Raw genomic sequence first — 25,473 nt, 5'->3', positions numbered from 1 at the left:
GAGTCGTTCGGAATTTTCCTCCTTTCTAAGCACGGAAGATCTCGTTTATTTTGGGTTTCTAAGACACAAAAAACTAGAGCTTACTAGTATGAGGCGTCCCTCTAGAGCTCTAGTTTGAAATGATGCTGTATTTTTAGAAATGAGCCCTAGTTTGATGGTTCAAAGTGACTCAGGAATGGTCATCCTACTATGATTCTTATTTAGGCATTAGGCAACTAATGTCAATCTTTTAGATAATCCCCAAGTGTCCTTTAAAGTAAGATTAAAACGCTTACATGTTCACCTAGCTTCATTATAATCCTTTTTTAAGAATAAACAATAGAAACTAACAGAAATACCCAAAATGCTAAAATATTGACATCATTTTATTTCAAATAAGGATTTTTCAGAGCTAGTGTCAGAGTTTAAGGGTGTATAGGAAAAAATAGAAGCAACAAAAACCCTTTCAATAACCATTGAAAGGGTTGATACTTAGTCAATGCGAAATGATTATCTGGAATTCCATATCTTAAACGGAGAATTAAATCTCTGTAGATTTACCATTTTTATCAAAGGAATAAGTCTTACCATTAATTGTTCGAATGGTATTAGTTAGGAGTTCCCCAGTATTATCATCAAAATAGAGATTGCCATTGTAATCTAAAATAAATTGCCCTTTGACTTGTTTACCTTGTTCATCAAAGTAGTAGTGTTTGCCATCTATGATTTGATCAAAGACGAGTGCTTTGCCGTCAGCACCAAAGTAGTAGGTATTCCCCCGCCAATTGATGAATTGATTGGTTACAGCAGCTCCTGTGTCGGCATCAAAGTAATAATAAGCGTAAGGTTCTGACTTAACAACTTCAGTAGTATTTGCTGTCCAGTTTCGATCATAGTCTTCAGCCTCAGGACTAAGTACTCTGTCTTTAGCGAGATACCCTGAAGTGTAATAGATGGCTCTAAAATTTTCAAAATAGTAGAGTTTGCCATCAATATTTTGGAGATAGAGAAGCTTTTCGCTCTTGTCGTTAATGTAACACCATTGTCCGTTACCAACTTCGACGAGACCAGCTTTATAGACTGCAGCCCCTGTTTTCTTGTCATAATATGGCCCTGTACCAAAGAAATTAAAGTCCCCTCTTCGAGCTGAACCATTTTCTCTGAAATAATATTCCTTCCCATCTATGATTTGTTTACCAGTTAGAGGCTTGCCCTCGCTATCAAAATAGTACAAATCATCATCAAGGTCTATAAACTGATTTCGAGGGACTGCATGTGGTGCACCGGTCTCTTTGTCATAATAGTAGCCATTGACAATTGTATTTCTGGCTTGTCGGTGAGTTTTTGGATTAAAGTAAACCTTAATCCTATTGATGGTGTGTTCACCTGAAAGAAGATTGCCTTGATCGTCAGCATAATACCAATGGCCACCGTCAGTGAAGTAACCCCCTTTGATGAGGGCGCCATTATCTTTGTCATAGTAGTGAATCCCACTATCACTTACATCTCCTGACTCAGTAACAAACTTCCCTTTGACTTGCTTACCGTTTGACTTATCAAAGTAGACATCGACACCATCAATAGTGTGCGCCCCTTTGAGAATGGTTCCATCAGCATCAGCATAGTACCAATTATCATTAAAATTAAAGTATTGCTGTTTAAGGAGGGCACCATTATCTTTGTCATAGAATTTAACAGTGCTTAGCCCATAATTTGGATTTTCTGCACTACCGTATTCGTTGATGAAAACTCCCTTGGCTTGTTTTCCAGTGGTTGTATCAAAATAGACCTCAACACCATCAATAGTTTGTTGCCCTTTGAGAATGGTTCCTGTTGATCCAATATAGTACCAGTCATCATTCACTTGAACATAACGATTTGTACCCAAATCTGTTAAGGCACCGGTATGTTGGTCGTAATAACGGCCATTCTCAGCAAAGTTACCCTTAACCTGTTTACCACGATAATCTTCGAAGTAAACATGGTCACCGTTGATAGTATGTTCACCTGTTACGGCTTTTCCTTCTTTATCAACATAATACCAATCTTGACCGACTTGGACATAGCTGTTAGTTACGGGCGCTCCGCTTCTAGCATCATAATATTTGCCATTAGATGCAAAGTCTCCCTTAACTTGGACGCCTGTAGTATCGTCAAAATAGTACTCTATACCATCAATAACGGTAGCACCTTTGATAGCTTTGTTGTAGGTTCCAATATAGTAGCTCTTATCACCTACTGTTACCAAACGATTAGTGACGAGGTCTCCATCGTTGATGTCATGGAAATTATTATCGTCATCAAAGTCACCTTTGACTTGCTTACCATCCTTGTCGAAGTAGACTTGAGCGCCATTAATAACTTTTCGACCTTTGACAAAAGCTCCGTCGCTACCAACATAGTACCAATTTCCTTTTATATTGACGTAGTGGTTAGTACCAAAATCTTTTAGGATACCATCTTGATCATAGTAGTGGCCAGTACTTGAAAAAACATCAAACAGTTGTCGACCGTCTTGAGGGTCGAAGTAGACTTGTTTGCCTTCGATAGTTTGTTCTCCTAAGCTAGGCGTGCCTTCAGCGTTAAGGTAATAACGCTCTTTTCTTTGAGTTTGCTTATTGTAGGCTACAAGGTATTGGTTTGTGACTAAAGCACCATTGTCGTCACCATAGTAATATAACTTCTTAGGATTAGAAGCATCTTTTACAAAATGGTTTCGAACCTGCTTACCGCTCTCTTTTTCAAAATAGACTTGCTTTCCATCTATGATCTGAGGACCCTTGACGATAGCTCCATCACTTCCAGCATAGTACCAATCCTCTCCAATTTGGAAGTAGTTATTTGTGCCGAAATCTACCTGTTCACCTTTCTCATTATAGTATCGGTTGTCTCTCCCAAAGGCATTTTTGAGCATAGCCCCCGTACTGCCTGGCTGCCAATTATCATTGAAATATACATGGACACCATTAATAACGTGAGGGCCTTTTAGAGCGTAGCCATTTTCATCAATATAGTAGGTGTCATCTTTGTAGGTGACATAGCTATTTGTGACCAAGGCTCCTTTTTCATTATCATAATATTTTCTATCCCCGGCAAATTCACCTCGGGCTTGGGCACCAGTTTTATAGAAGTAGACCTTAATACCATCAACAGTCTGAGGGCCTACGAGGTCCTTTCCGTTAGCATCTCTATAGTGCCAGAGTCCGTAGTCTCCAAGATAGTATTCTCCACCAGTAATATTGGTTTCACTGGATGTAGCCGGAGTATTCGAATTAGCTTCACTTGTCGCTGTAGAAGTGACAGTTGATGTTGAAGCAGTAGTGCTTGCAGTGTTTGGGCTTTCGCTAGCAGCTTGACTCTGACTCCCTGCTTGTGAGGCTGAGTCACTAGTCGCTTCAGAAGTCGCAAGAAGAGGATTTGCTGTTTCTGTACTGTTTGATGAGACATTTTCAGTCGTAGAAGCAGCACTTGTTTCTGATAGGCCTACAGCACTTGAAGAATGAGTCTCGACCAAATCAGCAGTCGTTTCGACAGTCGCAGTCGTAACTGTTGTCGTATCGAGATTTGTAGGCTTATCTGTGGTGAGCTCTTCAGCAAAGACAGGTCTTGCAATTAAAGCAAAACTAGCTAAAGCAGTTGCACAAGATAGGGAAACAAGACGCTTTTTAGACGCCAATCTAAAGAAATTAGAATTCACTTTCATAACCTTCCTCCTTTTCTTAACTATTATTATAAATGTTATCATTTTTTAATCAAGAGATTATAAAAGATTTAGATAAAAAGAATGAATACCTTTACATTTTTAATGTTTTAAAGGGAGAAAAAACAAAATGAATTTGATCAAATAGTTCATGAGTTCTTATTTCAAAAACGAAAAAAGAAGTCGATAACCCGACTTCCTTTCATCTTTATATTTCTTAATTATCCGACAAGTTTTCCGTTACCATCAGCGTCGAATTGGTAGGTCTTGCCTTTAATCGTGAGAATGGCGTTTGACACACGGGCTCCAGTATTAGCATCGTAGTAGTGTGGGACACCGTTGACTTCGATAAGCTCACCTTTGGCCTGTTTACCAGACTCGTAGAGGTAAACCACTTGACCATCAATAACAGCTTCACCAGTGTTTTCATCAAAGTAGTAACGTCTAGTTATTTCAAACTTGTTCCACATAGAATAAACAGGTGCTATGTTTGAATTAGCAACGAAGTCAACTATTTCTCCTTTTACTTGTTTCCCGTATTGGATATATTTGGAAGCTCCGCTAGCAATGAAATAGTAGAGCTTTCCGTCAATGTTTTGAAGTCCCATGAGTCTGTTACCGTTGTCATCAAGGTAGAACCAGTCTCCTGAATTACGTTTAACAAAACCTTTGTGAGTAACTTTCTCACCAGTTTTACCATCGTAGAAGTCCCCACCAAAAGATCCTTCTGAGTAGTAGGCAAAATCACCCTTGATTTGGAAGCCGTGGTAAGGATGGAAAAAAAGACTTTTCCCATCGATTGTTTGCGCACCAAATAGGCGTTTGCCTTCAGAGTTGATGTAGTACCATCTTTTGTTAAGGTAGATAAACTGGTTACGAGGTAGATCAACGAGATGTCCATTGTCCTTGTCATAGTAATTGCCATCTGATGCGAATTCCCCTTTGACTTGTCTACCATCATATTCGAAGAAGACCTTTTGGTTCCCGTAAACAGTCTGGGCTCCCTTTAGTCTCTTTCCATCTGTCCCAGCATAATACCAACTATCACCAAGCTTATAGAATTGGTTTTTGACGAGATCACCAGTTAAGTCACTGTAGTATAGACTGTTAGGGTCGGTGTTACCTTTAATTTGTCGACCAGTACGTTGATTAAAATAAAGCTCTCATCCGTCAATGGTTTGAGCACCTTTTACAATCTTTCCTTGGTTATCTACGTAGTACCAGTTATTATCCACTTTAACAAACTGATTTTTTCCAAAGTCAACACGAGCACCTGAATCCTCATCATAGTAATAACCATTACTTGCAAAGTTGCCTTTTACTTGAGTACCGTAATTTTGATCAAAGTAAACGTCTTGATTATTAATGGTCTGTTCTCCAAAGAGTTTTCTACCCTCTGCATCTACGTAGAACCATAGACTTGCTCCTCGTCTAACATAACTATTAGTAACACGCTGACCCGAGTTACCATCATAATAATAACCGTCTTCGGCGAAATCTCCCTTGACTTGTCGCCCATTGTTTTCAAAGTAAACGTTTTGACCATCAATGGTTTGTGCGCCTTTGAGGTTTTCACCATTGGCGTCTTTATAGTACCAATTACCTTTGTCATCACTGTAGTAGTGACCAGTTGAAGCGCTTGACTCAGTATTGGTGGCTTGGGCCTCAACTGCGTTTGTTGCTATAGCAGGTTGATCAGGTGTCTGTTCTTGGCTAACAGTCACTGTAGTGAGATTAGTGCCTGCGTCAGTGTTTACACTTGCTGCCTCTTCTGAAGTGTTAGCAGTCGCTTCTGTCGCTGGCTTGGCATCGACAACTTTTGTCTCAACTAGATCAGCTGTTGTTTCGACATTGGCGGTTGTCGTAGCTCTAGTGTCGAGGTTGGCAGTGCTGTCAGCTGTTGCTTCCTCGGCAAGGGCAGGCTTAGCAATAAAGGCAAAACTAGCAAGAGCAGTTGCGCATGAGAGCGCAAGAAGACGATGTTTGGACGTCTGTCCAGCAAAATTAGAATGTACTTTCATAATTTTCCTCCTTTTTCCTAAGTTTTATTATATCTGAAAGGGACTGACTTTCCTAGGTTTTTCTGCCAGCTTACGCCAAAATGCAAGAAAATTTAGAAGATTCTTTCAGAAATCTAGAGGATGGAGTAGGTTCCTCTCAAATAATCTCTCTGTGCTTTAATCTTTTTCCATTATAGACCGGACACGATCTTAGTCAGATGAAAAAATAGAGTCTTTCTATCTAAAATTTTCTTTTCAGAATTGTCTTTTTAGGGGCTGCTTCTCTCATAGTTTTGCTATCTCTTAAGGTTAATTGAAGCTTGCTTTAATCTTCAAAAGCCTTTGAAGATAAGCACTTGAAGGAGTTTGAGAAGCAAAAAAACTCTATTTAAGACCTTACATGAAGTGTAAGGTCTCATTTTCAGTGATCAAAGTTAATATAACTAAGCTTGTGGCAGAGATTTATGAAAAGAAGATGACTTTTTCCTATTTGTAATTTGTCTGAATATATCATAGAGTAGAGTCAACAACAGAAAAAGGATGATTGATATAGATGGAAAATAAGGTACGTTTTAAACTACACAAGGTTAAGAAAAACTGGGTAACTATCGGGGTGACCACTCTCTCAATGGTTGCCTTGGCAGGTGGAAGCCTTCTAGCTCAAGGAAAAGTAGAGGCCGATGAGACAAGTATGCCAAATGGAGATGGCATGCAACAACTGAGTGAGGATAGCACTGCCAGTCTAGTGACGACAACAACTGTTACTGAGCAAGCTAGTGCGCAAGCAAGTGTGTCAGCAGTAGAAACAGCCAGCGTAAGTCACGAAACAAGCCCTCAGGCGGCGACAAGTGCAGTCACTAAAGAGGCAACTGCTCAAGCGCAAAGTAGTCAAGTTAGCGGTCAAGAAGTGGCAGTTTCTTCGCAAACTCAAGCTAATGCCCAAGAAACACAGACTACGGAACAGGCCTCACAAGGTCACGCTACGACTCAAGTAGCTGGGCAAACAAGTGCTCAGTCTACTCCTAGTGTGACAGAACAAGCAAGACCTAGAGTCTTGACCAATGCAGCGCCATCAATTGCCACACGCGCTGCTGATAGTACTATTCGTATCAATGCTAACCGAAACACTAACATCACGATTACGGCCAGCGGTACGACACCAAATGTAACCATTATCACAGGGCCAAACACTCCTAAGCCAAACGTGACAGTGACAAGTCCAAATGGCACAAGACCAAATGTGACCATTGTAACGCAGCCAAATCAACCAAACAAACCTGTTCAACCGAGTCAACCGTCCCAGCCGTTTCAACCTAACAAGCCAGTCCAACCAAGTCAGCCAAGTCTTGACTATAAACCAGTAGCTTCAAATTTGAAGACGATTGATGGCAAGCAGTATTATGTTGAAAATGGCGTTGTGAAAAAGAACACAGCGATTGAACTTGATGGTCGTCTTTATTATTTCGATGAAACTGGGGCGATGGTAGATCAAAGTAAACCTTTGTATCGTGCCGATGCCATTCCAAATAACTCTATCTATGCGGTTTATAACCAGGCCTATGATACGTCAAGCAAGAGTTTTGAACACTTGGACAATTTCTTGACGGCTGATAGCTGGTACCGTCCAAAACAGATCTTGAGGGACGGGAAAAATTGGACAGCTTCAACTGAGAAAGATTATCGTCCCCTTTTGATGACTTGGTGGCCAGACAAGGTGACACAGGTCAACTACCTCAACTATATGAGTCAACAAGGCTTTAGTGATAAGACCTATACGACAGATATGATGAGTTACGACTTAGCATCTGCTGCTGACTTGATTCAAGTTAAAATCGAGGAACGTATCGGTCGTGAGGGCAATACCACTTGGCTTCGTCAATTGATGTCAGACTTCATCAAAACACAGCCCGGCTGGAACTCTGAGAGTGAGGACAATCTTTTAGTTGGTAAGGACCACTTGCAAGGAGGCGCTCTGACCTTCCTCAATAATAGTACGACAAGTCATGCCAATTCAGATTTCCGTCTCATGAACCGCACACCGACTAACCAAACGGGGACACGCAAATACCATATCGACCGTTCAAATGGTGGTTACGAGTTGCTCTTGGCAAACGATATCGACAACTCTAACCCAACTGTTCAGGCCGAGCAACTAAACTGGCTCCACTACATCATGAACATTGGTTCTATCCTTGGCAATGATCCAAGTGCCAACTTTGACGGTGTCCGTATCGATGCGGTGGACAATGTGGATGCGGACCTCTTGCAGATTGCTTCTGATTACTTCAAGGAAAAATACCGTGTGGCTGATAATGAAGCTAATGCCATTGCCCACTTGTCTATCCTTGAAGCTTGGTCATACAACGACCACCAATACAACAAGGATACCAAGGGTGCCCAGTTGTCCATTGACAATCCCCTACGTGAAACGCTTTTGACGACTTTCTTGCGTAAGAGCAATTACCGTGGTAGCTTGGAACGTGTCATTACTAACTCTCTTAACAACCGTTCAAGTGAGCAGAAACACACGCCTCGTGATGCCAACTACATTTTCGTGCGTGCTCATGATAGTGAAGTGCAAGCTGTTTTGGCTAATATCATCAGTAAGCAGATTAATCCAAAGACGGATGGTTTCACTTTCACCATGGATGAGCTCAAACAGGCCTTCGAAATCTACAATGCGGACATGCGCAAGGCTGATAAACAGTACACTCAGTACAATATCCCAGCTGCCTATGCCACAATGTTGACCAATAAAGACAGTATCACTCGTGTTTACTACGGTGATCTCTTTACCGACGATGGCCAATACATGGCTCAAAAATCACCATACTATAATGCCATCGATGCCCTGCTCCGTGCTCGTATTAAATATGTAGCAGGTGGTCAAGACATGAAGGTCACTAAGCTCAATGGCTATGAAATCATGTCATCTGTGCGTTATGGTAAGGGTGCAGAAGAAGCTAATCAACTTGGTACTGCTGAAACACGTAACCAAGGAATGCTAGTCCTAACAGCCAACCGTCCAGATATGAAGTTGGGAGCAAATGACCGTCTGGTGGTCAATATGGGAGCTGCCCATAAAAATCAAGCCTATCGTCCATTACTTCTCAGCAAATCGACAGGGCTTGCAACCTACCTCAAGGATGCTGATGTGCCAGCTGGATTGGTTCGCTATACGGACAATCAAGGAAACTTGACCTTCACGGCAGACGATATTGCTGGTCATTCAACTGTTGAAGTTTCAGGCTATTTAGCGGTTTGGGTGCCAGTAGGTGCTTCAGAAAACCAAGATGCCCGCACCAAGGCTTCGACGACTAAGAAGGGTGAGCAGGTCTTTGAATCATCAGCAGCTCTCGACTCACAGGTCATCTATGAAGGCTTCTCAAACTTCCAAGACTTCGTTAAGACCCCAAGTCAATACACTAACCATGTTATTGCACAAAACGCCAAACTCTTCAAAGAGTGGGGAATTACTTCCTTTGAATTTGCGCCACAATACGTGTCTAGTCAGGACGGCACTTTCTTGGATTCTATCATTGAAAATGGCTATGCCTTCGAAGACCGTTACGATATTGCCATGAGTAAGAACAACAAATACGGTTCGCTCAAAGACCTCATGGATGCCCTTCGTGCCCTTCACGCTGAAGGTATCTCAGCCATTGCTGACTGGGTTCCAGACCAAATTTACAATCTTCCTGGAAAAGAAGTGGTAACAGCCTCACGTACTAACAGTTACGGTACACCACGTCCAAATGCTGAAATCTACAATAGCCTCTACGCAGCTAAAACACGTACCTTTGGAAATGACTTCCAAGGCAAGTACGGTGGTGCCTTCCTTGATGAATTGAAGGCAAAATACCCAGCAATCTTTGAGCGCGTGCAGATTTCAAACGGCCGTAAATTGACTACCAATGAGAAAATCACGCAATGGTCAGCCAAGTATTTCAATGGAAGCAATATCCAAGGTACTGGGGCTCGCTATGTCTTGCAAGATAATGCTACAAATCAATACTTCAGCCTTAAAGCAGGTCAAACCTTCCTTCCTAAACAAATGACTGAAATCACAGCAACTGGTTTCCGTAGGGTGGGAGATAAGGTCCAATACTTCTCAACGAGTGGTTACCTTGCCAAGAATACCTTCATTCAAGTCGGTGCCAACCAGTGGTATTACTTTGATAAGAATGGCAACATGGTCACAGGTGAACAGGTCATTGATGGCAAGAAATACTTCTTCCTAGACAATGGTCTCCAGCTACGTCATGTCCTTCGCCAAGGTAGTGATGGTCACGTCTATTACTACGATCCTAAAGGGGTTCAGGCCTTTAACGGATTCTATGACTTTGCGGGTCCTCGCCAAGACGTTCGCTATTTCGATGGCAACGGTCAAATGTATCGTGGCCTCCACGACATGTATGGCACAACCTTCTATTTTGATGAGAAGACTGGTATTCAAGCCAAAGACAAGTTCATCCGTTTTGCGGACGGACGCACGCGTTACTTCATCCCAGATACAGGAAATCTCGCAGTCAACCGATTTGCGCAAAATCCTGAGAACAAGGCTTGGTATTACCTCGATAGTAACGGTTATGCCGTGACAGGACTCCAAACCATTAACGGTAAGCAGTATTACTTTGACAATGAAGGCCGTCAGGTTAAGGGACACTTTGTCACTATCAATAACCAACGTTACTTCCTTGATGGCGATAGCGGTGAAATTGCTCGCTCACGCTTTGTGACGGAAAACAACAAGTGGTACTATGTCGATGGCAATGGTAAACTGGTTAAAGGTGCTCAGGTCATCAATGGTAATCACTACTATTTCAACAATGATTATAGCCAAGTCAAGGGTGCCTGGGCCAACGGCCGTTACTATGATGGTGACTCAGGTCAGGCCGTAAGCAACCGCTTTGTCCAAGTTGGTGCCAACAAATGGGCTTATCTCAACCAAAATGGTCAAAAGGTAGTTGGTCTTCAACATATCAATGGTAAACTTTACTACTTTGAAGGTAACGGTGTCCAAGCTAAAGGGAAACTTCTGACATACAGAGGCAAGAAATACTACTTTGATGCCAATAGTGGTGAAGCCGTAACCAATCGCTTTATCCAAGTTTCTCGTGGTGTTTGGTATTACTTTAACGCCTCAGGCCAAGCTGTAACAGGAGAACAAGTCATCAACGGTCAACACCTCTACTTTGACGCTTCTGGCCGTCAGGTCAAAGGCCGTTACGTTTGGGTTAAAGGCCAACGTCGTTACTATGACGCCAATACTGGAGCTTGGGTCAGAAAACGATAAAGGGCAGAAGAAAATGTGATTTTGGGACTATCCTAGATGCTTTTAGATTAAAATTCAGTAGGTACCTTCCCAGTCTCACCGCTTTTAAGCACTTGAAACATTTTGTTTCAAGTGCTTTTCTTTTATTACTATCTCTTGATATGCCAAGCAGATTGTAAGCAAAAAATGAGTTTGATTAAGAGAATCGTCAATAGACTGCTTACTTTAGCTTTAAATTATACTCAGTCATTCTAATGAAGAAGGTGGTGAAAGTGCTAAAAGTCGGAGTTTCTGTGTGAATTTAAGAAAATCTGAACGTTTTTTGGAAACGGTTTCTAACATATAAAAGCTATAGCTATATATCTTAGGCTTGTTTTTTCAAATGGATTATGGGTAGAAGGTTAGTCTTATGAGACTAGAGTTATGCATCTGTAATTGTATTCGTTTCCAAAATCCCTTAACATAGAATAGAGAAATAAAGTTATATTGAAAGGTGTATGTTATGGAAAAGAAAGTTGGATTTAAGTTGCACAAGGTCAAGAAAAACTGGGTGACTATTGGAGTTAGTACGCTGTCGATGGTTGCACTTGCGGGTGGAGCCCTTTTGGCAGACCAATCGGCACAAGCAGATGAAGTGTCACTTCCTAATGGTGATGGTTTTGAACAAACAGATTCAGGCATTGAATCAAGTGCATCATTGATTAATGAAAGCTATTCACCAACCTTGACAGAAGATGCTGGCCATTTGTCAGCGGTGTCATCTAACTATGGCAGTCAAACAAGCTCAGGCTACGAGTCTTCATCATCTGCCTCAACAGGAGGCTCATCACAGACTGTGGTAGGTGGTGGATCTAGTCAAGTCAGTTCGTCACAATCTTCTCAAGTCGTAGGAACACAAAACTCTAATTCATCACAAACGGGTTCTGCTTACCAATCAAGTAGCAGCTCGGCATCAGTAAGTGCTAGTGCGTCAAGTTCTTCAAGCTCATCAAGCTCAGCTTGGTATTCTTATTCGTCGTCATCATCATGGTCATCATCATCGTCAGCTAGCGGTTTTGCGACAATTACGACGAGTTCGTCTGACTCAAACGGCATTCATTGGAATGGTGGTCGAAACACGACAATCACCATCACAGCCTCAGGAACTACGCCGAATGTTACTATCGTTTCGAATTCTAATAAACTGTTTCCAAACATATCAGTAGGGCATTCGAATGGTTCAAATGCTAATGTCACTATCATTTCACAAGGTAACCAGCAAAATAACTCAGGTTACCAAATCATCACAGGTGAGACTAAACCAAGTGTTGATTCAAACAATGCCAAGTCTTCATTTGTCCGTGTAGGTGAAAATCAATGGTATTATTACGATCAATATGGTCAAAAGGTCAAAGGTGAGAAGGTTATCGATGGTAAGGCTTATTACTTCCTTGAAAATGGTCTTCAAGCTCGTGACTCACTTGTTAAAGGTAGCGATGGTTACACTTATTACTACGATAAAAATGGTGTGAAAGCTATCAACGGCTTCTACGATTTTGCAGGTTATCGTAAGGATGTACGCTATTTCGATTGTTATGGTCACATGGCTACTGGTCTCCTTGAAATGGGTAGCACAACCTTCTACTTTGATACACAAACAGGTATCCAAGCTAAAGACAAATTTATTCGCTTCTCAGATGGCCGTATCCGTTACTTTATCCCTGATACTGGTAATATGGCTGTAAATACCTTTGTTCAAAATAAAGAAAACCAAGCTTGGTACTACCTTGATGAACATGGTTACGCTGTGACAGGAAAACGTATCATCAATGGTAAAGAATACTGTTTTGACTCAGAAGGCCGTCAAATCAAAGGTCAGATGATGCAACAAGGCAACAAGCAATACTACATTTCTGCCCAAACAGGTGAAATGGCTGTGTCACGCTTTATCTTTGAAAACAACAACTGGTATTATGCGGATGCTTTTGGTTGTCTCGTTCAAGGTGCAAAAGTGATTGATGGTAAACTCTATTACTTCAACAAAGACCACAGCCAATTAAAAGGTGGCTGGGCTGAAGGCCGTTACTATGATGCCGTCACTGGTCAAGCAGTCATCAACCAATTCATTCAAATTGCGGCTAACCAATGGGCGTACCTAAACCAAGATGGTCACAAAGTTACAGGTCTTCAAAATATTAACAATAAAGTTTACTACTTTGGTAGCAATGGTGCTCAAGTCAAAGGTAAATTGCTCACTGTCCAAGGTAAGAAATGTTACTTTGATGCCCACACTGGTGAGCAAGTGGTAAACCGCTTTGTCGAAGCTGGACGTGGTTGCTGGTATTACTTTAACTCAGCTGGCCAAGCAGTGACTGGAAAACATGTCATCAATGGCAAACAGCTTTACTTTGACGGTTCAGGTCGTCAAGTTAAAGGACGTTATGTTTATGTTGGTGGTAAACGCCTCTTCTGCGATGCCAAAACTGGTGAATTGAGACAGCGTCGTTAATTACTATGTACTTTAAAATCTAGAGCGAATTTTTCCTTTTCCTATCTAAATTATTATTATTTTCCTATCATAACTCTAGATGAATAAATAGACGAAAAAGCCAGCATTAGCTGGTTTTTGAGTTGTTTTAGAGAAACTGTCAGTGTACACCCAGATGCTTTTTCATGCTTAAATCCTAATAATTTTGTCCCTCTCATATTCGCAAGGAGGAGCTATAGCCGTGTTATAATGGGTATTATATTTGCATGTAGGAAAAGAGAGTTAGAGGTAGTTATGGGGAACCATCTTCGTTAAGCTCGAGGTGTAACTGACTTCTTAAAGGAGAAAAATCATGGTTATCTTGGCTTGGAGTATCATTGTCATATTATTTATCTTCATTTCGAATTATTACTTTTATAAAACAGACTTCAGACCACGAAAATCCCCATTACTCTATGCCATTATTGAAACCATAGGTGCCTTTTTCACTAGGTGGTAGTACATGGAAAATGAGTAAAAAATAGCAATCAAGCGTTTTGTGGACTACTAAATATGGAAAGCATCGCGACCTCCTAACCCATAAACCACGCATACTTTAGCAGGATTTTGCTAGTCCCCGTAACCAAGCCTTTATTTCATCTTAGAAATGAAGGTTTTTTTATTTAAAAATAAATTAATATTGTTGGATGATTCTATCGTCTAAAAAAGTCTTAGTCCTAACGATTTTAGCTGGTTTTATGTTATCCTTAGTGCATTTGTTCACAAGGTGTATTTATTAGGCAGATTATTAAAGGACGTTTTCTGAGAAAACGAAGGTAGATACATTAAACTGATATTACAGTTGTGTAATTGTATTCCCTTGTCAAATAGCTTATGATAGAAGTAATATAAGGGAAAAAGGTAAATATTATGGAACAAAAAGTACGCTTTAAAATGCATAAAGTGAAGAAGAATTGGGTGACTATTGGGGTGACAGCACTCTCAATGGTTACTGTTGCTGGTGGAACTTTGTTGGCGGATCAACAGGTTCAGGCCGATGAGCAAAATCCTGCGAATCAGTCGGGTGATAGCAGTCAAGATTTGCTTCGAGAAGCGCCTGCCACAACTAATGATGCAGCAACTACAGTAGCACCAACTATTTCAGCAGATGCTAATACTGCGAGCGTGGCTATTCCTGTCGCAGATGCGACTAGCACGACAACCGATGTTACAGATAGGGCAGCGGCACCTACTACAACTGCAGCGACAGTTGATACTAACTCAGGTCAAGCTGCACCAAGTACAAATGTGCAAGCAGCTGCAGCTGATACGAGTGCTACAACGAAAGATACAAATAATGCGACTGCAACAGCTACTACAGACCGTGCAGCAACAACTGAGACGGCAAATACAGAAGCTCGTACACGTAGTCGTCGTGCCTTGGCAGAAACTCGTGAAGCCAATACCAATACAGCGACTGGTATCCAATGGATTAACGGCAAACAATACTATGTCAATAGTGACGGTAGTGTGCGTAAGAACTTCGTCTTTGAGCAAGATGGGAAGTCATATTACTTTGATGCTGAAACAGGGGCTCTTGCGACCAAGTCACAGGATGAATTTTCAACAGAACCTATCAAGGCAACTGTGGATTTTTCATCTGGAAATCAGCTCTACAAAAACGATAACAAATCTTTGGACCAACTCGACACCTTCATCACAGCAGATGCTTGGTACCGTCCAAAGAGTATTCTTAAGGATGGTAAGACTTGGACAGCTTCAACTGAAGCGGACAAACGTCCACTCTTGATGGTTTGGTGGCCTGACAAATCAACTCAGGTTAACTACCTAAACTACATGCAAAATCAAGGTCTTGGTGCGGGATCATTTTCAACCAACTCTAGCCAGGAAAGTCTAAATCTAGCTGCTAAAGCTGTTCAGACTAAGATTGAAGAACGTATTGCGCGTGAAGGCAATACCAACTGGTTGCGTACAAGTATCGACCAGTTCATCAAGACTCAGCCAGGTTGGAATAGTAGCACTGAAAATAGTTCATACGACCACTTGCAAGGTGGACAGTTGCTCTTTAACAACAGTAAGGGTGATACTGGTAACCGTACTAGCTACGCCAACTCTGATTATCGTCTACTTAACCGCACACCGACTAATCAGACGGGTACACGTAAGTACTTCAAGGACAATTCTATCGGTGGTCTTGAGTTCTTGCTTGCCAACGATATTGATAACTCAAACCCAGCTGTTCAGGCGGAGCAACTTAACTGGCTCCACTTTATGATGAATATCGGAAGTATCATGGCCAATGACCCAACTGCTAACTTTGACGGTTTGCGTGTCGATGCTTTGGACAATGTGGATGCTGACCTTCTCCAAATCGCTTCAGATTACTTCAAAGCAGCCTATGGTGTTGACAAGTCCGAAGCTAATGCGATCAAACACTTGTCATACTTGGAAGCGTGGTCTGCTAACGACCCATATTACAACAAGGATACTAAAGGGGCACAACTGCCGATTGATAATGCCCTTCGTAATGCTCTTACCAACCTTTTGATGCGTGATAAAAATACACGTATGCAGCTTGGGGACATGACTGCTTTTATGAATAGTAGTTTGAATCCACGTGGTGCTAACGATAAAAACGGTGAGCGTATGGCCAACTATATTTTCACCCGTGCCCACGATACTGAAGCGCAAACCATTATCCAACGTATCATCCGTGATCGTATCAATCCAAATCTGTTTGGTTACAATTTCACCCGTGATGAAATCAAGAAGGCCTTCGAGATTTACAATGCGGATATCAATACAGCTCACAAGACTTATGCGTCTTACAACTTGCCATCTGTCTATGCCCTCATGTTGACCAACAAGGACTCTGTAACACGTGTTTATTATGGAGACCTCTACCGTGAGGATGGTCACTACATGGCCAAGAAGACGCCTTACTTTGATGCCATCGATACCCTTTTGCGTGCCCGTATCAAGTATGTAGCTGGTGGTCAAGACATGGAAGTGAAGAAAGTCGGAAATGACGGCCTCTTGACATCAGTTCGTTATGGTAAAGGTGCCAATAACAGAACTGATTGGGGAACTGCTGAAACCCGTACGCAAGGGATGGGTGTCATCATGACCAACAACTATGATTTCCGATTGGGTAGCAATGAAACTGTAACGATGAATATGGGTAGAGCCCACCGTAATCAGCTTTACCGTCCATTGCTTTTGACGACTAAGGATGGTCTAGCAACCTACCTCAACGATTCTGATGTACCTTCAAACCTTCTTAAACGTACCGACTGGAATGGGAACTTGACCTTCAATGCCAATGATATTTTTGGTGTGGAAAATGTGCAAGTATCAGGTTACCTCGGTGTCTGGGTACCAGTCGGGGCTAAGGCTAACCAAGACGCACGTACACAGCCAAGTAACCGTGCCAATAGCGATGGTCAAGTTTACAAGTCTTCAGCAGCCCTTGATTCGCAAGTCATGTATGAAGCCTTCTCAAACTTCCAAGCTTTTGCGGACGATCAGCCAGAACTTTACATGAACCGTGTCTTGGCTAAGAACACTAATTTGCTCAAAGCTTGGGGTGTTACGTCTGTTGGACTTCCACCACAGTACGTTTCAAGTAAGGATGGTACCTTCCTTGATTCAACAATTGACAATGGTTATGCCTTTGACGACCGTTATGATATGGCCTTGAGTCAAAATAACAAGTATGGCTCACTTGATGACCTCCTTAATGTCCTTCGTGCCCTCCACAAAGATGGTATTCAAGCCATTGCTGACTGGGTGCCAGACCAAATTTATAACCTTCCAGGAAAAGAAGTAGTTAATGCCACACGTGTTAACGGCTACGGTTATCACCAACAAGGTTATCAAATTGTGGACCAAGCCTATGTGGCAAATACCCGCACAGATGGCACAGACTATCAAGGCAAGTACGGTGGTGCCTTCCTTGATGAGCTGAAAGCTAAGTACCCATCTATTTTCAACCGTGTGCAAATCTCAAATGGTAAGCAATTGCCTACGAATGAAAAGATTACCAAATGGTCTGCTAAGTACTTCAACGGAACTAACATCCTTGGACGAGGCATCAACTTTGTCCTTCGTGATGACAAGACCAACCAGTACTTTAATACTTCAGCCAACGGCCAACTCTTGCCAACACCACTTCGTGATACAGGTGCCATCACAAGCACTCAAGTCTTCCAACGTCGTGGACAAGATGTTTACTTCCTTCGTGATAATCAAGTCATCAAGAATGAATTTGTTCAAGACGGTAACGGTAACTGGTATTACTTCGGTGCTGACGGTAAGATGACCAAGGGTGCCCAAAACATCAATAGCAAGGATTACTATTTCTTTGATAATGGTGTTCAATTGCGTAATGCCCTTCGTCGTGCTAGCAACGGCTATACCTACTATTACGGTCTAGACGGTGCCATGGTTAAGAATGCCTTCGTTGATTTTGATGATAAACGTAAGCAAGTCCGTGCCTTTACAACACAAGGAACCATGGTAGTGGGTAACCTTCATTGGAGTGGTCACCATTTCTACTTTGACCGTGAAACTGGTCTTCAGGCTAAGGATCGCATTGTCCGTACCGATGATGGTAAATTGCATTACTATGTTGCTGGAACCGGTGATATGGGACGCAATGTCTTTGCGACTGATAGCAGCACAGGTAAACGTTATTACTTTGACGCTGATGGTAACACTGTGACAGGCTCACGCGTCATTGACGGTAAGACTTATTACTTTAACCAAGATGGTAGTGTCGGTACGGCCTACAGCAACCGAGCTGATTCTATTATCTTTGAAAATGGTAAGGCGCGTTATATCACACCAGCAGGCGAAATTGGACGCAGCATCTTTGTCTACAACCCAGCAACTAAGGCATGGAACTACTTTGATAAAGAAGGTAACCGTGTCACTGGACGTCAATACATTGATGGTCACCTCTATTACTTCAAGGAAGATGGTAGCCAAGCTAAGGGTGAAATTATCGAAGAAAATGGCATTAAGTATTACTATGAGCCAGAATCAGGTATTCTTGCTAGCGGACGCTACCTCCAAGTTGGTGATGATCAGTGGATGTACTTCAAACAAGACGGTTCACTGGCAATCGGTCAAGTTCGTGCTGATCATGGATACCTTAAGTACTTTGATAAAAATGGTATCCAAGTCAAGGGTAAAACCATTGTTGAAGATGGTAAGACTTATTACTATGATGCCCACAGTGGAGCTCTTGTAACAAGCAGCTTTGCTGAGATTGCACCAAACCAATGGTCTTACTTCAATACTGATGGCCAAGCCCTTAAAGGCAAGTGGACTATCAATGGCAAGGAATACTACTTTGACCAAAATGGTATCCAATACAAGGGCAAAGCAGTTAAGGTCGGTAGTCGTTACAAGTACTATGACGAAAACGATGGTCAACCTGTAACCAACCGCTTCGCTCAAATCGAGCCTAACGTCTGGGCTTATTTCGGAGCAGATGGCTATGCCGTGACAAGGGAACAAGTCATCAATGGCCAACACCTTTACTTTGACCAATCAGGTCGCCAAGTTAAAGGTGCCTACGTCACAGTCAATGGCCAACGTCGTTACTACGATGCCAACACTGGCGAATATGTCCCAGGAAGATAAGCAGTAGTAGCCCATGTAATTGACTAGAGAACACACAGCCGAGAATGAGGGAAAATTCTCAAGAAGAAAGATCGTGAAAACGGTCTTTTTTTGTATCCCTATTTCGATTTTTTTCGAAATAGTATTGACAGTAGTCTATGAAAAGCGTAGAATCTATTTCGAAAAGTATAGAAATAGGTATTCTGACCTAAGTCGTATTGATGCTCCGTTTCAATGAAAGGATAAATCAAATGGAAACATTCCTTTTTATGGCAATTCTTACCATGTTGGTTATCGCCGTCATTAGTTTTATCGTTCTGAAGAAAAGATGGCAATTTTCAATCAAGCTCTTTTTAGTCGGTCTGATTGGTTTTGCCTTACCTGTCATGATGATTGAAGGACCTATCAATGCCCTAGTTCTTTCAAGCTTTGGTCACTCTTCTAAATGGTTCACCATTATTTATGGAGGGCTTATGGCTGGCCTTGTTGAAGAAACAACTCGCTATTTGGTTTTTAAGGTACTTGCAAAGAAAAGAAGTTTGATGACGTCTGATATTGTAGCCTACGGTTTTGGACATGGTCTTAGTGAATTTATCTTCCTTGGAGTGATGGGCTTACTCACTAACATCATTGTTTTGCAGGCCATCCATTCAGGGCAGGCCAGTGAGTTACCTTCAACTCTTGTGAGTCAGGTCAACCAATTAACGGGATTTACTGTGCTTATGTCTCTCTTTGAAAGACTAGTTGCCTTGGTGTTACAAGTCTTGCTTACAGCTTGGGATTTTCTAGCAGTCACTAAGCAAAAGCTTTCATTCTATTTCTGGGCGATTATACTCCATGCTGCCATTGATTTTTTGGCAGGTGCTTATCAACTAGGGCTAGTCAGCAATCTCTTACTAATCGAACTTATTTTAGCTATTTATGTGTTAGGTATTGGACTTCTGACACGTCGGATTTGGAGAAAGGAGGGAACTCATGGGCTTATCTGAAACCTTAAAAGCCATCTCTGCCCCTGTGAGGAGAGAAATTTTAGACTATCTAAAGTCTGGACCAAAGTCCGCTGGTGAAATCAGCCAGCAGTTTGACTTAGCTCCCGCAACAGTTTCCCATCATTTGTCTACCTTGAGAAAAGCGGGACTTATTGAAGAAGAAAAGCAGAAGAATTTTATCTACTATAGTTTGAACTTAACCGTTTTTGAAGAAATTTTAACGTGGATTCAGTCACTTGGAGGAACAGAAGATGAAAAATAATATGCAAAGAGTCATTGGCAATCTAGTAATACTCACACCGGTTATTGTCGGCTTAACCCTTTACCAGCAACTCCCAAATCGGGTGGCTATCCACTTTAATGTGGAAGAACAAGCCAATGGTTTTATGAATCGCAATCTAGCAATAGTTGTCCTTCCTTTTATTGCTCTTGCCATTTATAATCTCTTATTTTCATATTTTAAACAAATAACCATTTCATTCTTAAAAGAGTTTATGTTATGGCTTATTCCGATTTCTGCAGTTATCATTCAAGGTCTCGTATTGACTGTTGCCATGGGCGGACATGTCCAAGTTCGATTGACTGTCATTTGGTTAGTGGCACTCATTTTTCTAGTAATCGGAAATTATCTTCCTAAAAGTATTGGTCTAGCTACTAAAAATCACAGTGAGAGCAGTAACTCAGTAGCGAGAAAGTTAGGTTACCTAATGGTTGCAATGAGTCTTGCCTTGTTAATCAGCCTATGCTTTAACCCCTATACTACAATTATTATTTTAGGTGTTTTTGTAGTTCTAATCTTGAGTATCTTGTTACCCAATTTTCGCTATTTAAGAAATTAAAGAGAAGTAATCGTCTGATTACTTCTTTCAGATTGAAAACAAAGTCCTTGGAAACTTGTGTTCCAAGGACTTTATCTTCAATCTGTACTGAGAAATTCATCTCAGCTTTCTTTGTGATAGTCAAAGCGAATGACTTGCTCCGTTGCATCTACATACGCGTGGACTCCAAAGGGAACAATCGCTCTTGGTGTGGCATGGCCGACATTCAGATTATAGACAATCGGGATATTGCTATCAATGATATCCAATAGTGCTTCTTTATAGTCGTCATAGAAGGTTTCATCCATAGGTTTTCCGACCAAGAGTCCACTGATGACCGCGAATATGCCCGTGTCCTTTAAAGTTCGCAACATCTTTTTGAAGTCTTCAGGCTTAGGCTTTTCTTCGCTTGTTTCTAGCAAGAGGATTTTTCCTTCCCAGTCTGACAAGTCAGGGAAAAGTTTGTATCTTTGGCAGAGGTCTGTGCTATCTGCGTGTAGAGAGTTGTCAAAAATATCATAGAGAGACTCGAGGCAACCACCGAGGATTTCTCCCTCAAACTGAGCATTGCCTTGTAACAAGTCAAAACCTGTATTTGCATGGCTGACACGAGGTGTTCCCAAGGCTTTGGGACTATAATCAGTCCGTTCCTCATACCAAACGTTACTAGGGTGGATTTCTGAGATTCTACCAGTCTCAATTAATTCTTTAAAGTAGTGGCGGCTATATGGCAACATTTCTTTGTCTAACTCACAAATGTCTGCTAGAAATGATTGGCCGTAAAAAGTCTTGATTCCTAGTTTTTGCAACATGAGATGGTTCATGGTCGTATCCGAGAAGCCAAGAAAAATCTTTTGTTTGATAACCTTTTGTAGTTGGTCATTTTCAAAAAGATAAGGTAGCAAGCGATAGGTATCGTTTCCACCGATGGCGCATAGGATCATATCGATACTATCATCAGAAAATGACTGAATCAAATCCTCCGCACGAGCTTCGGGATGTTCTTTGATAAAGTCTAAGCCTTTTAGTGAATGAGGTAAAAAAATAGGATTGAGTCCCAGGTCTTTGAGTCGTTGGACCCCCAAGTCCACTTCGTGCTTGACAAAGTCCTCTCCGATAACCCCACTAGATAAACTTACAATACCAATAGTAGAAGCCATATATTATCCTCCTAGAAATAAATTGATGCTATTGTATCATAAAGAATGATAGAAAAATATAAGGAATAGCGTTAGACATACGATTTTGTGTCAATAAAGCAATAGAAAAATAACCGCTCGAAGTGCTTACTTCTTTTTATCTGTTTGTGCTAAATTTGGACCATTTGTGGCAGAAGGATATTATTATTCTTGAATTTGCTATGTTAGATGTGTATAATGATGTCACAGCGAACTATTGAAAGAGGTCGTTGCTCATTACAACACAAACAATTAACCAATTTAATTCACTTGCTCGACCTAATCTTGCTACAGGTTATAGGAGGAAATCTAGATGACAAAAAGTAACAACAACCAAATTACGGATATCTTAAACAATATCTATAATCTTATTATAAATCCAGAAACAACTGAAAATGAGAGAGAGTTGCTCGTAACGTTTAAAAATGAAATAGAAGTTGGGAAGAAGGATAATGACGAACTTCTTGCAGAATTAAGGAGAGCTATTCAAGTTCTAGCAGTCAGCAATCTTTCTAAAGGGAAATCACTGAGTTCTGGAGTGAGTGACTTGAGTAAGACTCTCACAGAATTCCAAGAAAAATCAGAGCGTAACATTAATCTAGCAAGAGGATTAACATCACTCGGCAGTTTGTCTTTTAAATGATTTATCTGCTTGTGATGATTAGTAAAATGACCAAAAAGCTCAACTGAATTCAACCTGCTAAGTTGGGTTTAGTTGAGCTTTTATTGTTCTTATCTTGAGTGTCATAATACCTAATTTTCGCTATTTAAGAAAATAAAGAGAAGTAATCGTCTGATTACTTCTTTTTGTCTCCCAAAAACAGCTTGCTAAAATAAGTGTTCTAATGATATAATACAAATATATTAATTTAATTTTATGAGGAGTATTTATGAAAAAGCGTAAGAAAATTATTCTTGGCTCCATAACGGGAGCTTTGGCCTTAGCTCTTGCTGGAGGCGGTTTTTGGGCTTATAAAACCTTTGTTCCGCAAGAAACGCCAATTGATAAGAATGCTACGGTAGCTTCTAATTTTTATCAAGCTGTTAACAAGGACTGGCTCCTAAAAGCCAAAATTCCCGCTGATTCTCCAAGCATTGATAATTTTTATACTTTAGGGGAAGATATCAAAGGAAAGCTTAAGAAGGATATCAAAAATTTAGGGGAGGGTAAGGAGACGTCAGATATTACGGGGATGTCTGAGTTTATCACCTTCTACAAGGCTGCTAGTGATTACAAGCAACGTGAGAAAGATGGCCTTGAACCTCTCAAACCTTATCTAAAAGAGATTGAGGATATCAAGGATGTAAATGATTTGGCCAGTAAATCTGCTAGCTTGACTGATAAAGGGATTCCTCTTCCATTTGGTTATGACGTAGGAACTAACGCAGAGAATACCAGCCAAAAACAAATCCAATTGAGTCCCCCAAGTATCTTATTGCCAGATGTGTCTATTTATAAAGATGAGGCCAGCAAGAAACAATATTTGACTCCAATTGAAACAGCCACGCAAAAAGCCTTGGAAATGCTTGGATATAGCGAAAAAAATAGTAAACGGATTGTCAAAGAAGCACTGGAGTTCGACGAAATCATTGCTAAGTACAGTCTCAGTAACGAAGAGATGTCTGAAAGTAAGAATTTGGTTCACCCTAAAACAGCAGAAGAGATTAATGCCTACTCGGGTTCCTTCAAATTATATGATGTCATTAAAGGCATTATGGGACGTGATTTAGAAACCATCAACGTCCCTAATACCAAGTATTTTGAGAACTATAGTAAGATCGTTAATCAGGACAATTTTTCTAAAATAAAATCATGGATATTAGTGCAAGAAGCTATGGCAGCGTCAAATTCTTTGACAGAAGATTACCGTTTGAATTTTGCATCGATTAGCATGGCTATTATGGGCACACAAAAGCCACTTTCTAAAGAAGATACAGTCTATGAGATGAGTGTCAATCTGTTTAGCGATGTCATGAGTGTCTATTATGGACGTAAATACTTTGGTGAAGAAGCCAAGACTGATGTGACAGGTATGATTGATAAAATCAAAAATGTCTATCGTGGCCGTCTCCAACAGAATGATTGGTTGACGGAAGATACACGCAACAAGGCCATCGAAAAGTTGGATAAAATGAAGGTTTTCGTAGGTTATCAGGAAGATGTCGATCCTGGTACTAAGGAACTACATCTTGACCCTAACAAGTCCTTCTTTGAATTGTCAGAAGACATTGCCCAGTTCGGAAAACGTTATACCATTGATCATTTTGATGATCCTATTGATAAGAATAAATGGTCTGGTTCTGCTTTTGATATCAATGCTTATTACAACCCAGAAAGTAACAGTATCAACTTCCCAGCTGGTATTTTGCAAGCTCCGTTTTACGACAAGAACCAAAGTGTTGAAAAGAACTATGGTGGTATCGGTGTCGTGATTGGACATGAAATTACCCATGCCTTTGACTCCAATGGTGCCGATTATGATGAGAATGGCGACATGCATAACTGGTGGACAAAAGCAGATACTAAAGCTTTCGACAAGAGAATCAAAGCCTTTGAAGACCAGTGGAATGGTTTAGAAATTTACGGGACTAAGGTAAATGGAAAACTCACAGTTACTGAGAATGTTGCAGATGCTGGAGGTCTATCATCTACACTCCAAGTGCTCAAAACAGATGTGACAAAACCTAATCTTAAGGACTACTTTGAAAACTACGCAAATATCTGGAAACAAAAGGCTAGCCTGCAGTACAATAAATATACCATGGTGCAAGACGTCCACGCACCAAATGAGTTGCGTGTTAACCAACAACTTAAAAACCTTCCTGAGTTTTATGAGGCCTATCCTCAGATTAAGGAAGGAGACGCCATGTATTTAGCACCAAGCAAGCGCATTAGTTTGTGGTAAAAAAGTCCTGCTACTTTGCTAATCAAGAAGAAGAGAATTTGGAATGGAATCATCCCAGATTCTCTTTTTATGTTGTAGCTTTGGGGAATCATTTTCTAGTGTTATAATGGTGCTATTAAGGAAAGGATTCAAGAATGATGCATAAAAGGAATCTGATAGAAGATAATAAAAGAGGTGAGAATCAGAGCTTTCTCTACTTCCTACACGAGGAGAAAAAATTTGACGTAAAGGCACTTGATGATTTGTGTCACTACATCATAGAACTGGATACAATCAGTTTCGAGCAATTGAGAGATATCCATTATATTGAAAATCAAATACTACGCCATCTTGTGTATCATTTTGATGATAATGATCTAAGTAAGATTTCCAATCTCCCTTTAGAGTACTGGGAGTATATAGAGCCCTTTGAACGCTTGGTGGCATGTTTGTATGAGGGTGATGGTGAGGAATGACAATTATCCAGATTATAACAAAGCCTTATTAGAGACTTTAAATCAACAGTATGGCTATGCTAAAGATGTCAAGAAATA

Annotated in this window: 13 protein-coding genes; 9 read left to right on the top strand and 4 right to left on the bottom strand. The window is 40.9% G+C overall.

Annotated elements, in window-relative coordinates:
- Positions 1-520: 520 nt before the first annotated feature.
- The 3 genes from SSAL8618_RS07045 to SSAL8618_RS10840 form a co-directional block, all read right to left on the bottom strand.
- Entirely contained in the window at positions 521-3,682 is a 3,162-nt protein-coding gene (locus tag SSAL8618_RS07045; protein ID WP_038676406.1) for a hypothetical protein, read from the bottom strand.
- A 218-nt stretch (positions 3,683-3,900) separates the two neighbouring features.
- On the bottom strand, positions 3,901-4,809 hold the full coding sequence (locus SSAL8618_RS11005; protein WP_503328312.1) for a hypothetical protein: 909 nt from the start codon (positions 4,807-4,809) through the stop codon (positions 3,901-3,903).
- 33 nt (positions 4,810-4,842) lie between these two features.
- Positions 4,843-5,700, bottom strand: a complete 858-nt coding sequence (locus SSAL8618_RS10840; protein ID WP_038676402.1) for a hypothetical protein — start codon at positions 5,698-5,700, stop codon at positions 4,843-4,845.
- 532 nt (positions 5,701-6,232) lie between these two features.
- Here SSAL8618_RS10840 and SSAL8618_RS07030 point away from each other — a divergent pair.
- From SSAL8618_RS07030 to SSAL8618_RS07000, 6 genes are all read left to right on the top strand, one after another.
- Positions 6,233-10,975 carry a glycoside hydrolase family 70 protein gene (locus tag SSAL8618_RS07030; RefSeq protein ID WP_038676400.1) on the top strand — a complete coding sequence of 1,581 codons (4,743 nt, stop codon included), beginning with the start codon at positions 6,233-6,235 and terminating at the stop codon, positions 10,973-10,975.
- Positions 10,976-11,456: 481 nt separating this feature from the next.
- Positions 11,457-13,442 carry a KxYKxGKxW signal peptide domain-containing protein gene (locus SSAL8618_RS07025; RefSeq protein ID WP_038676398.1) on the top strand — a complete coding sequence of 662 codons (1,986 nt, stop codon included), beginning with the start codon at positions 11,457-11,459 and terminating at the stop codon, positions 13,440-13,442.
- 888 nt (positions 13,443-14,330) lie between these two features.
- The gene (locus SSAL8618_RS07015) at positions 14,331-19,070 is read left to right on the top strand and encodes a glycoside hydrolase family 70 protein (protein WP_038676394.1); all 4,740 of its coding nucleotides are present in this window, start codon (positions 14,331-14,333) and stop codon (positions 19,068-19,070) included.
- 248 nt (positions 19,071-19,318) lie between these two features.
- Positions 19,319-20,038, top strand: coding sequence for a YhfC family glutamic-type intramembrane protease (locus SSAL8618_RS07010; protein ID WP_223896444.1), 720 nt, complete (start codon positions 19,319-19,321; stop codon positions 20,036-20,038).
- Complete coding sequence (locus SSAL8618_RS07005; RefSeq protein WP_038676390.1) at positions 20,025-20,300, top strand: autorepressor SdpR family transcription factor; 276 nt, start codon at positions 20,025-20,027, stop codon at positions 20,298-20,300. The genes SSAL8618_RS07010 and SSAL8618_RS07005 overlap by 14 nt, the downstream gene beginning before the upstream one ends.
- Complete coding sequence (locus tag SSAL8618_RS07000) at positions 20,290-20,877, top strand: DUF1648 domain-containing protein (RefSeq protein WP_038676388.1); 588 nt, start codon at positions 20,290-20,292, stop codon at positions 20,875-20,877. Before SSAL8618_RS07005 ends, SSAL8618_RS07000 begins: the two co-directional genes overlap by 11 nt.
- A gap of 101 nt (positions 20,878-20,978) precedes the next feature.
- On the opposite strand, the gene SSAL8618_RS06995 is transcribed toward SSAL8618_RS07000, so the two are convergent.
- Complete coding sequence (locus SSAL8618_RS06995) at positions 20,979-22,016, bottom strand: S66 family peptidase (protein ID WP_038676386.1); 1,038 nt, start codon at positions 22,014-22,016, stop codon at positions 20,979-20,981.
- Between the two features lie 331 nt (positions 22,017-22,347).
- On the opposite strand from SSAL8618_RS06995, the gene SSAL8618_RS06990 reads away from it, so the two are divergent.
- The 3 genes from SSAL8618_RS06990 (at position 22,348) to SSAL8618_RS06980 (ending at position 25,395) form a co-directional block, all read left to right on the top strand.
- Positions 22,348-22,677 carry a bacteriocin immunity family protein gene (locus SSAL8618_RS06990; protein WP_038676384.1) on the top strand — a complete coding sequence of 110 codons (330 nt, stop codon included), beginning with the start codon at positions 22,348-22,350 and terminating at the stop codon, positions 22,675-22,677.
- A gap of 247 nt (positions 22,678-22,924) precedes the next feature.
- The gene (locus SSAL8618_RS06985; protein WP_038676382.1) at positions 22,925-24,940 is read left to right on the top strand and encodes a M13 family metallopeptidase; all 2,016 of its coding nucleotides are present in this window, start codon (positions 22,925-22,927) and stop codon (positions 24,938-24,940) included.
- 134 nt (positions 24,941-25,074) lie between these two features.
- Positions 25,075-25,395, top strand: coding sequence for a hypothetical protein (locus SSAL8618_RS06980; protein WP_080730932.1), 321 nt, complete (start codon positions 25,075-25,077; stop codon positions 25,393-25,395).
- Positions 25,396-25,473 lie beyond the last annotated feature (78 nt).

Source organism: Streptococcus salivarius (assembly GCF_000785515.1).
Lineage (GTDB): Bacteria > Bacillota > Bacilli > Lactobacillales > Streptococcaceae > Streptococcus > Streptococcus salivarius.
This window is presented reverse-complemented; position numbering and strand designations above follow the sequence as displayed.

Coding starts and splice junctions, on each gene's coding strand:
- SSAL8618_RS07030 (WP_038676400.1), top strand. CDS start 6,233: ATGGAAAATAAGGTACGTTTTAAACTACACAAGGTTAAGAAAAACTGG.
- SSAL8618_RS07000 (WP_038676388.1), top strand. CDS start 20,290: ATGAAAAATAATATGCAAAGAGTCATTGGCAATCTAGTAATACTCACA.
- SSAL8618_RS07010 (WP_223896444.1), top strand. CDS start 19,319: ATGGCAATTCTTACCATGTTGGTTATCGCCGTCATTAGTTTTATCGTT.
- SSAL8618_RS06995 (WP_038676386.1), bottom strand. CDS start 22,016: ATGGCTTCTACTATTGGTATTGTAAGTTTATCTAGTGGGGTTATCGGA.
- SSAL8618_RS06990 (WP_038676384.1), top strand. CDS start 22,348: ATGACAAAAAGTAACAACAACCAAATTACGGATATCTTAAACAATATC.
- SSAL8618_RS07015 (WP_038676394.1), top strand. CDS start 14,331: ATGGAACAAAAAGTACGCTTTAAAATGCATAAAGTGAAGAAGAATTGG.
- SSAL8618_RS07025 (WP_038676398.1), top strand. CDS start 11,457: ATGGAAAAGAAAGTTGGATTTAAGTTGCACAAGGTCAAGAAAAACTGG.
- SSAL8618_RS10840 (WP_038676402.1), bottom strand. CDS start 5,700: ATGAAAGTACATTCTAATTTTGCTGGACAGACGTCCAAACATCGTCTT.
- SSAL8618_RS06985 (WP_038676382.1), top strand. CDS start 22,925: ATGAAAAAGCGTAAGAAAATTATTCTTGGCTCCATAACGGGAGCTTTG.
- SSAL8618_RS06980 (WP_080730932.1), top strand. CDS start 25,075: ATGATGCATAAAAGGAATCTGATAGAAGATAATAAAAGAGGTGAGAAT.
- SSAL8618_RS07045 (WP_038676406.1), bottom strand. CDS start 3,682: ATGAAAGTGAATTCTAATTTCTTTAGATTGGCGTCTAAAAAGCGTCTT.
- SSAL8618_RS07005 (WP_038676390.1), top strand. CDS start 20,025: ATGGGCTTATCTGAAACCTTAAAAGCCATCTCTGCCCCTGTGAGGAGA.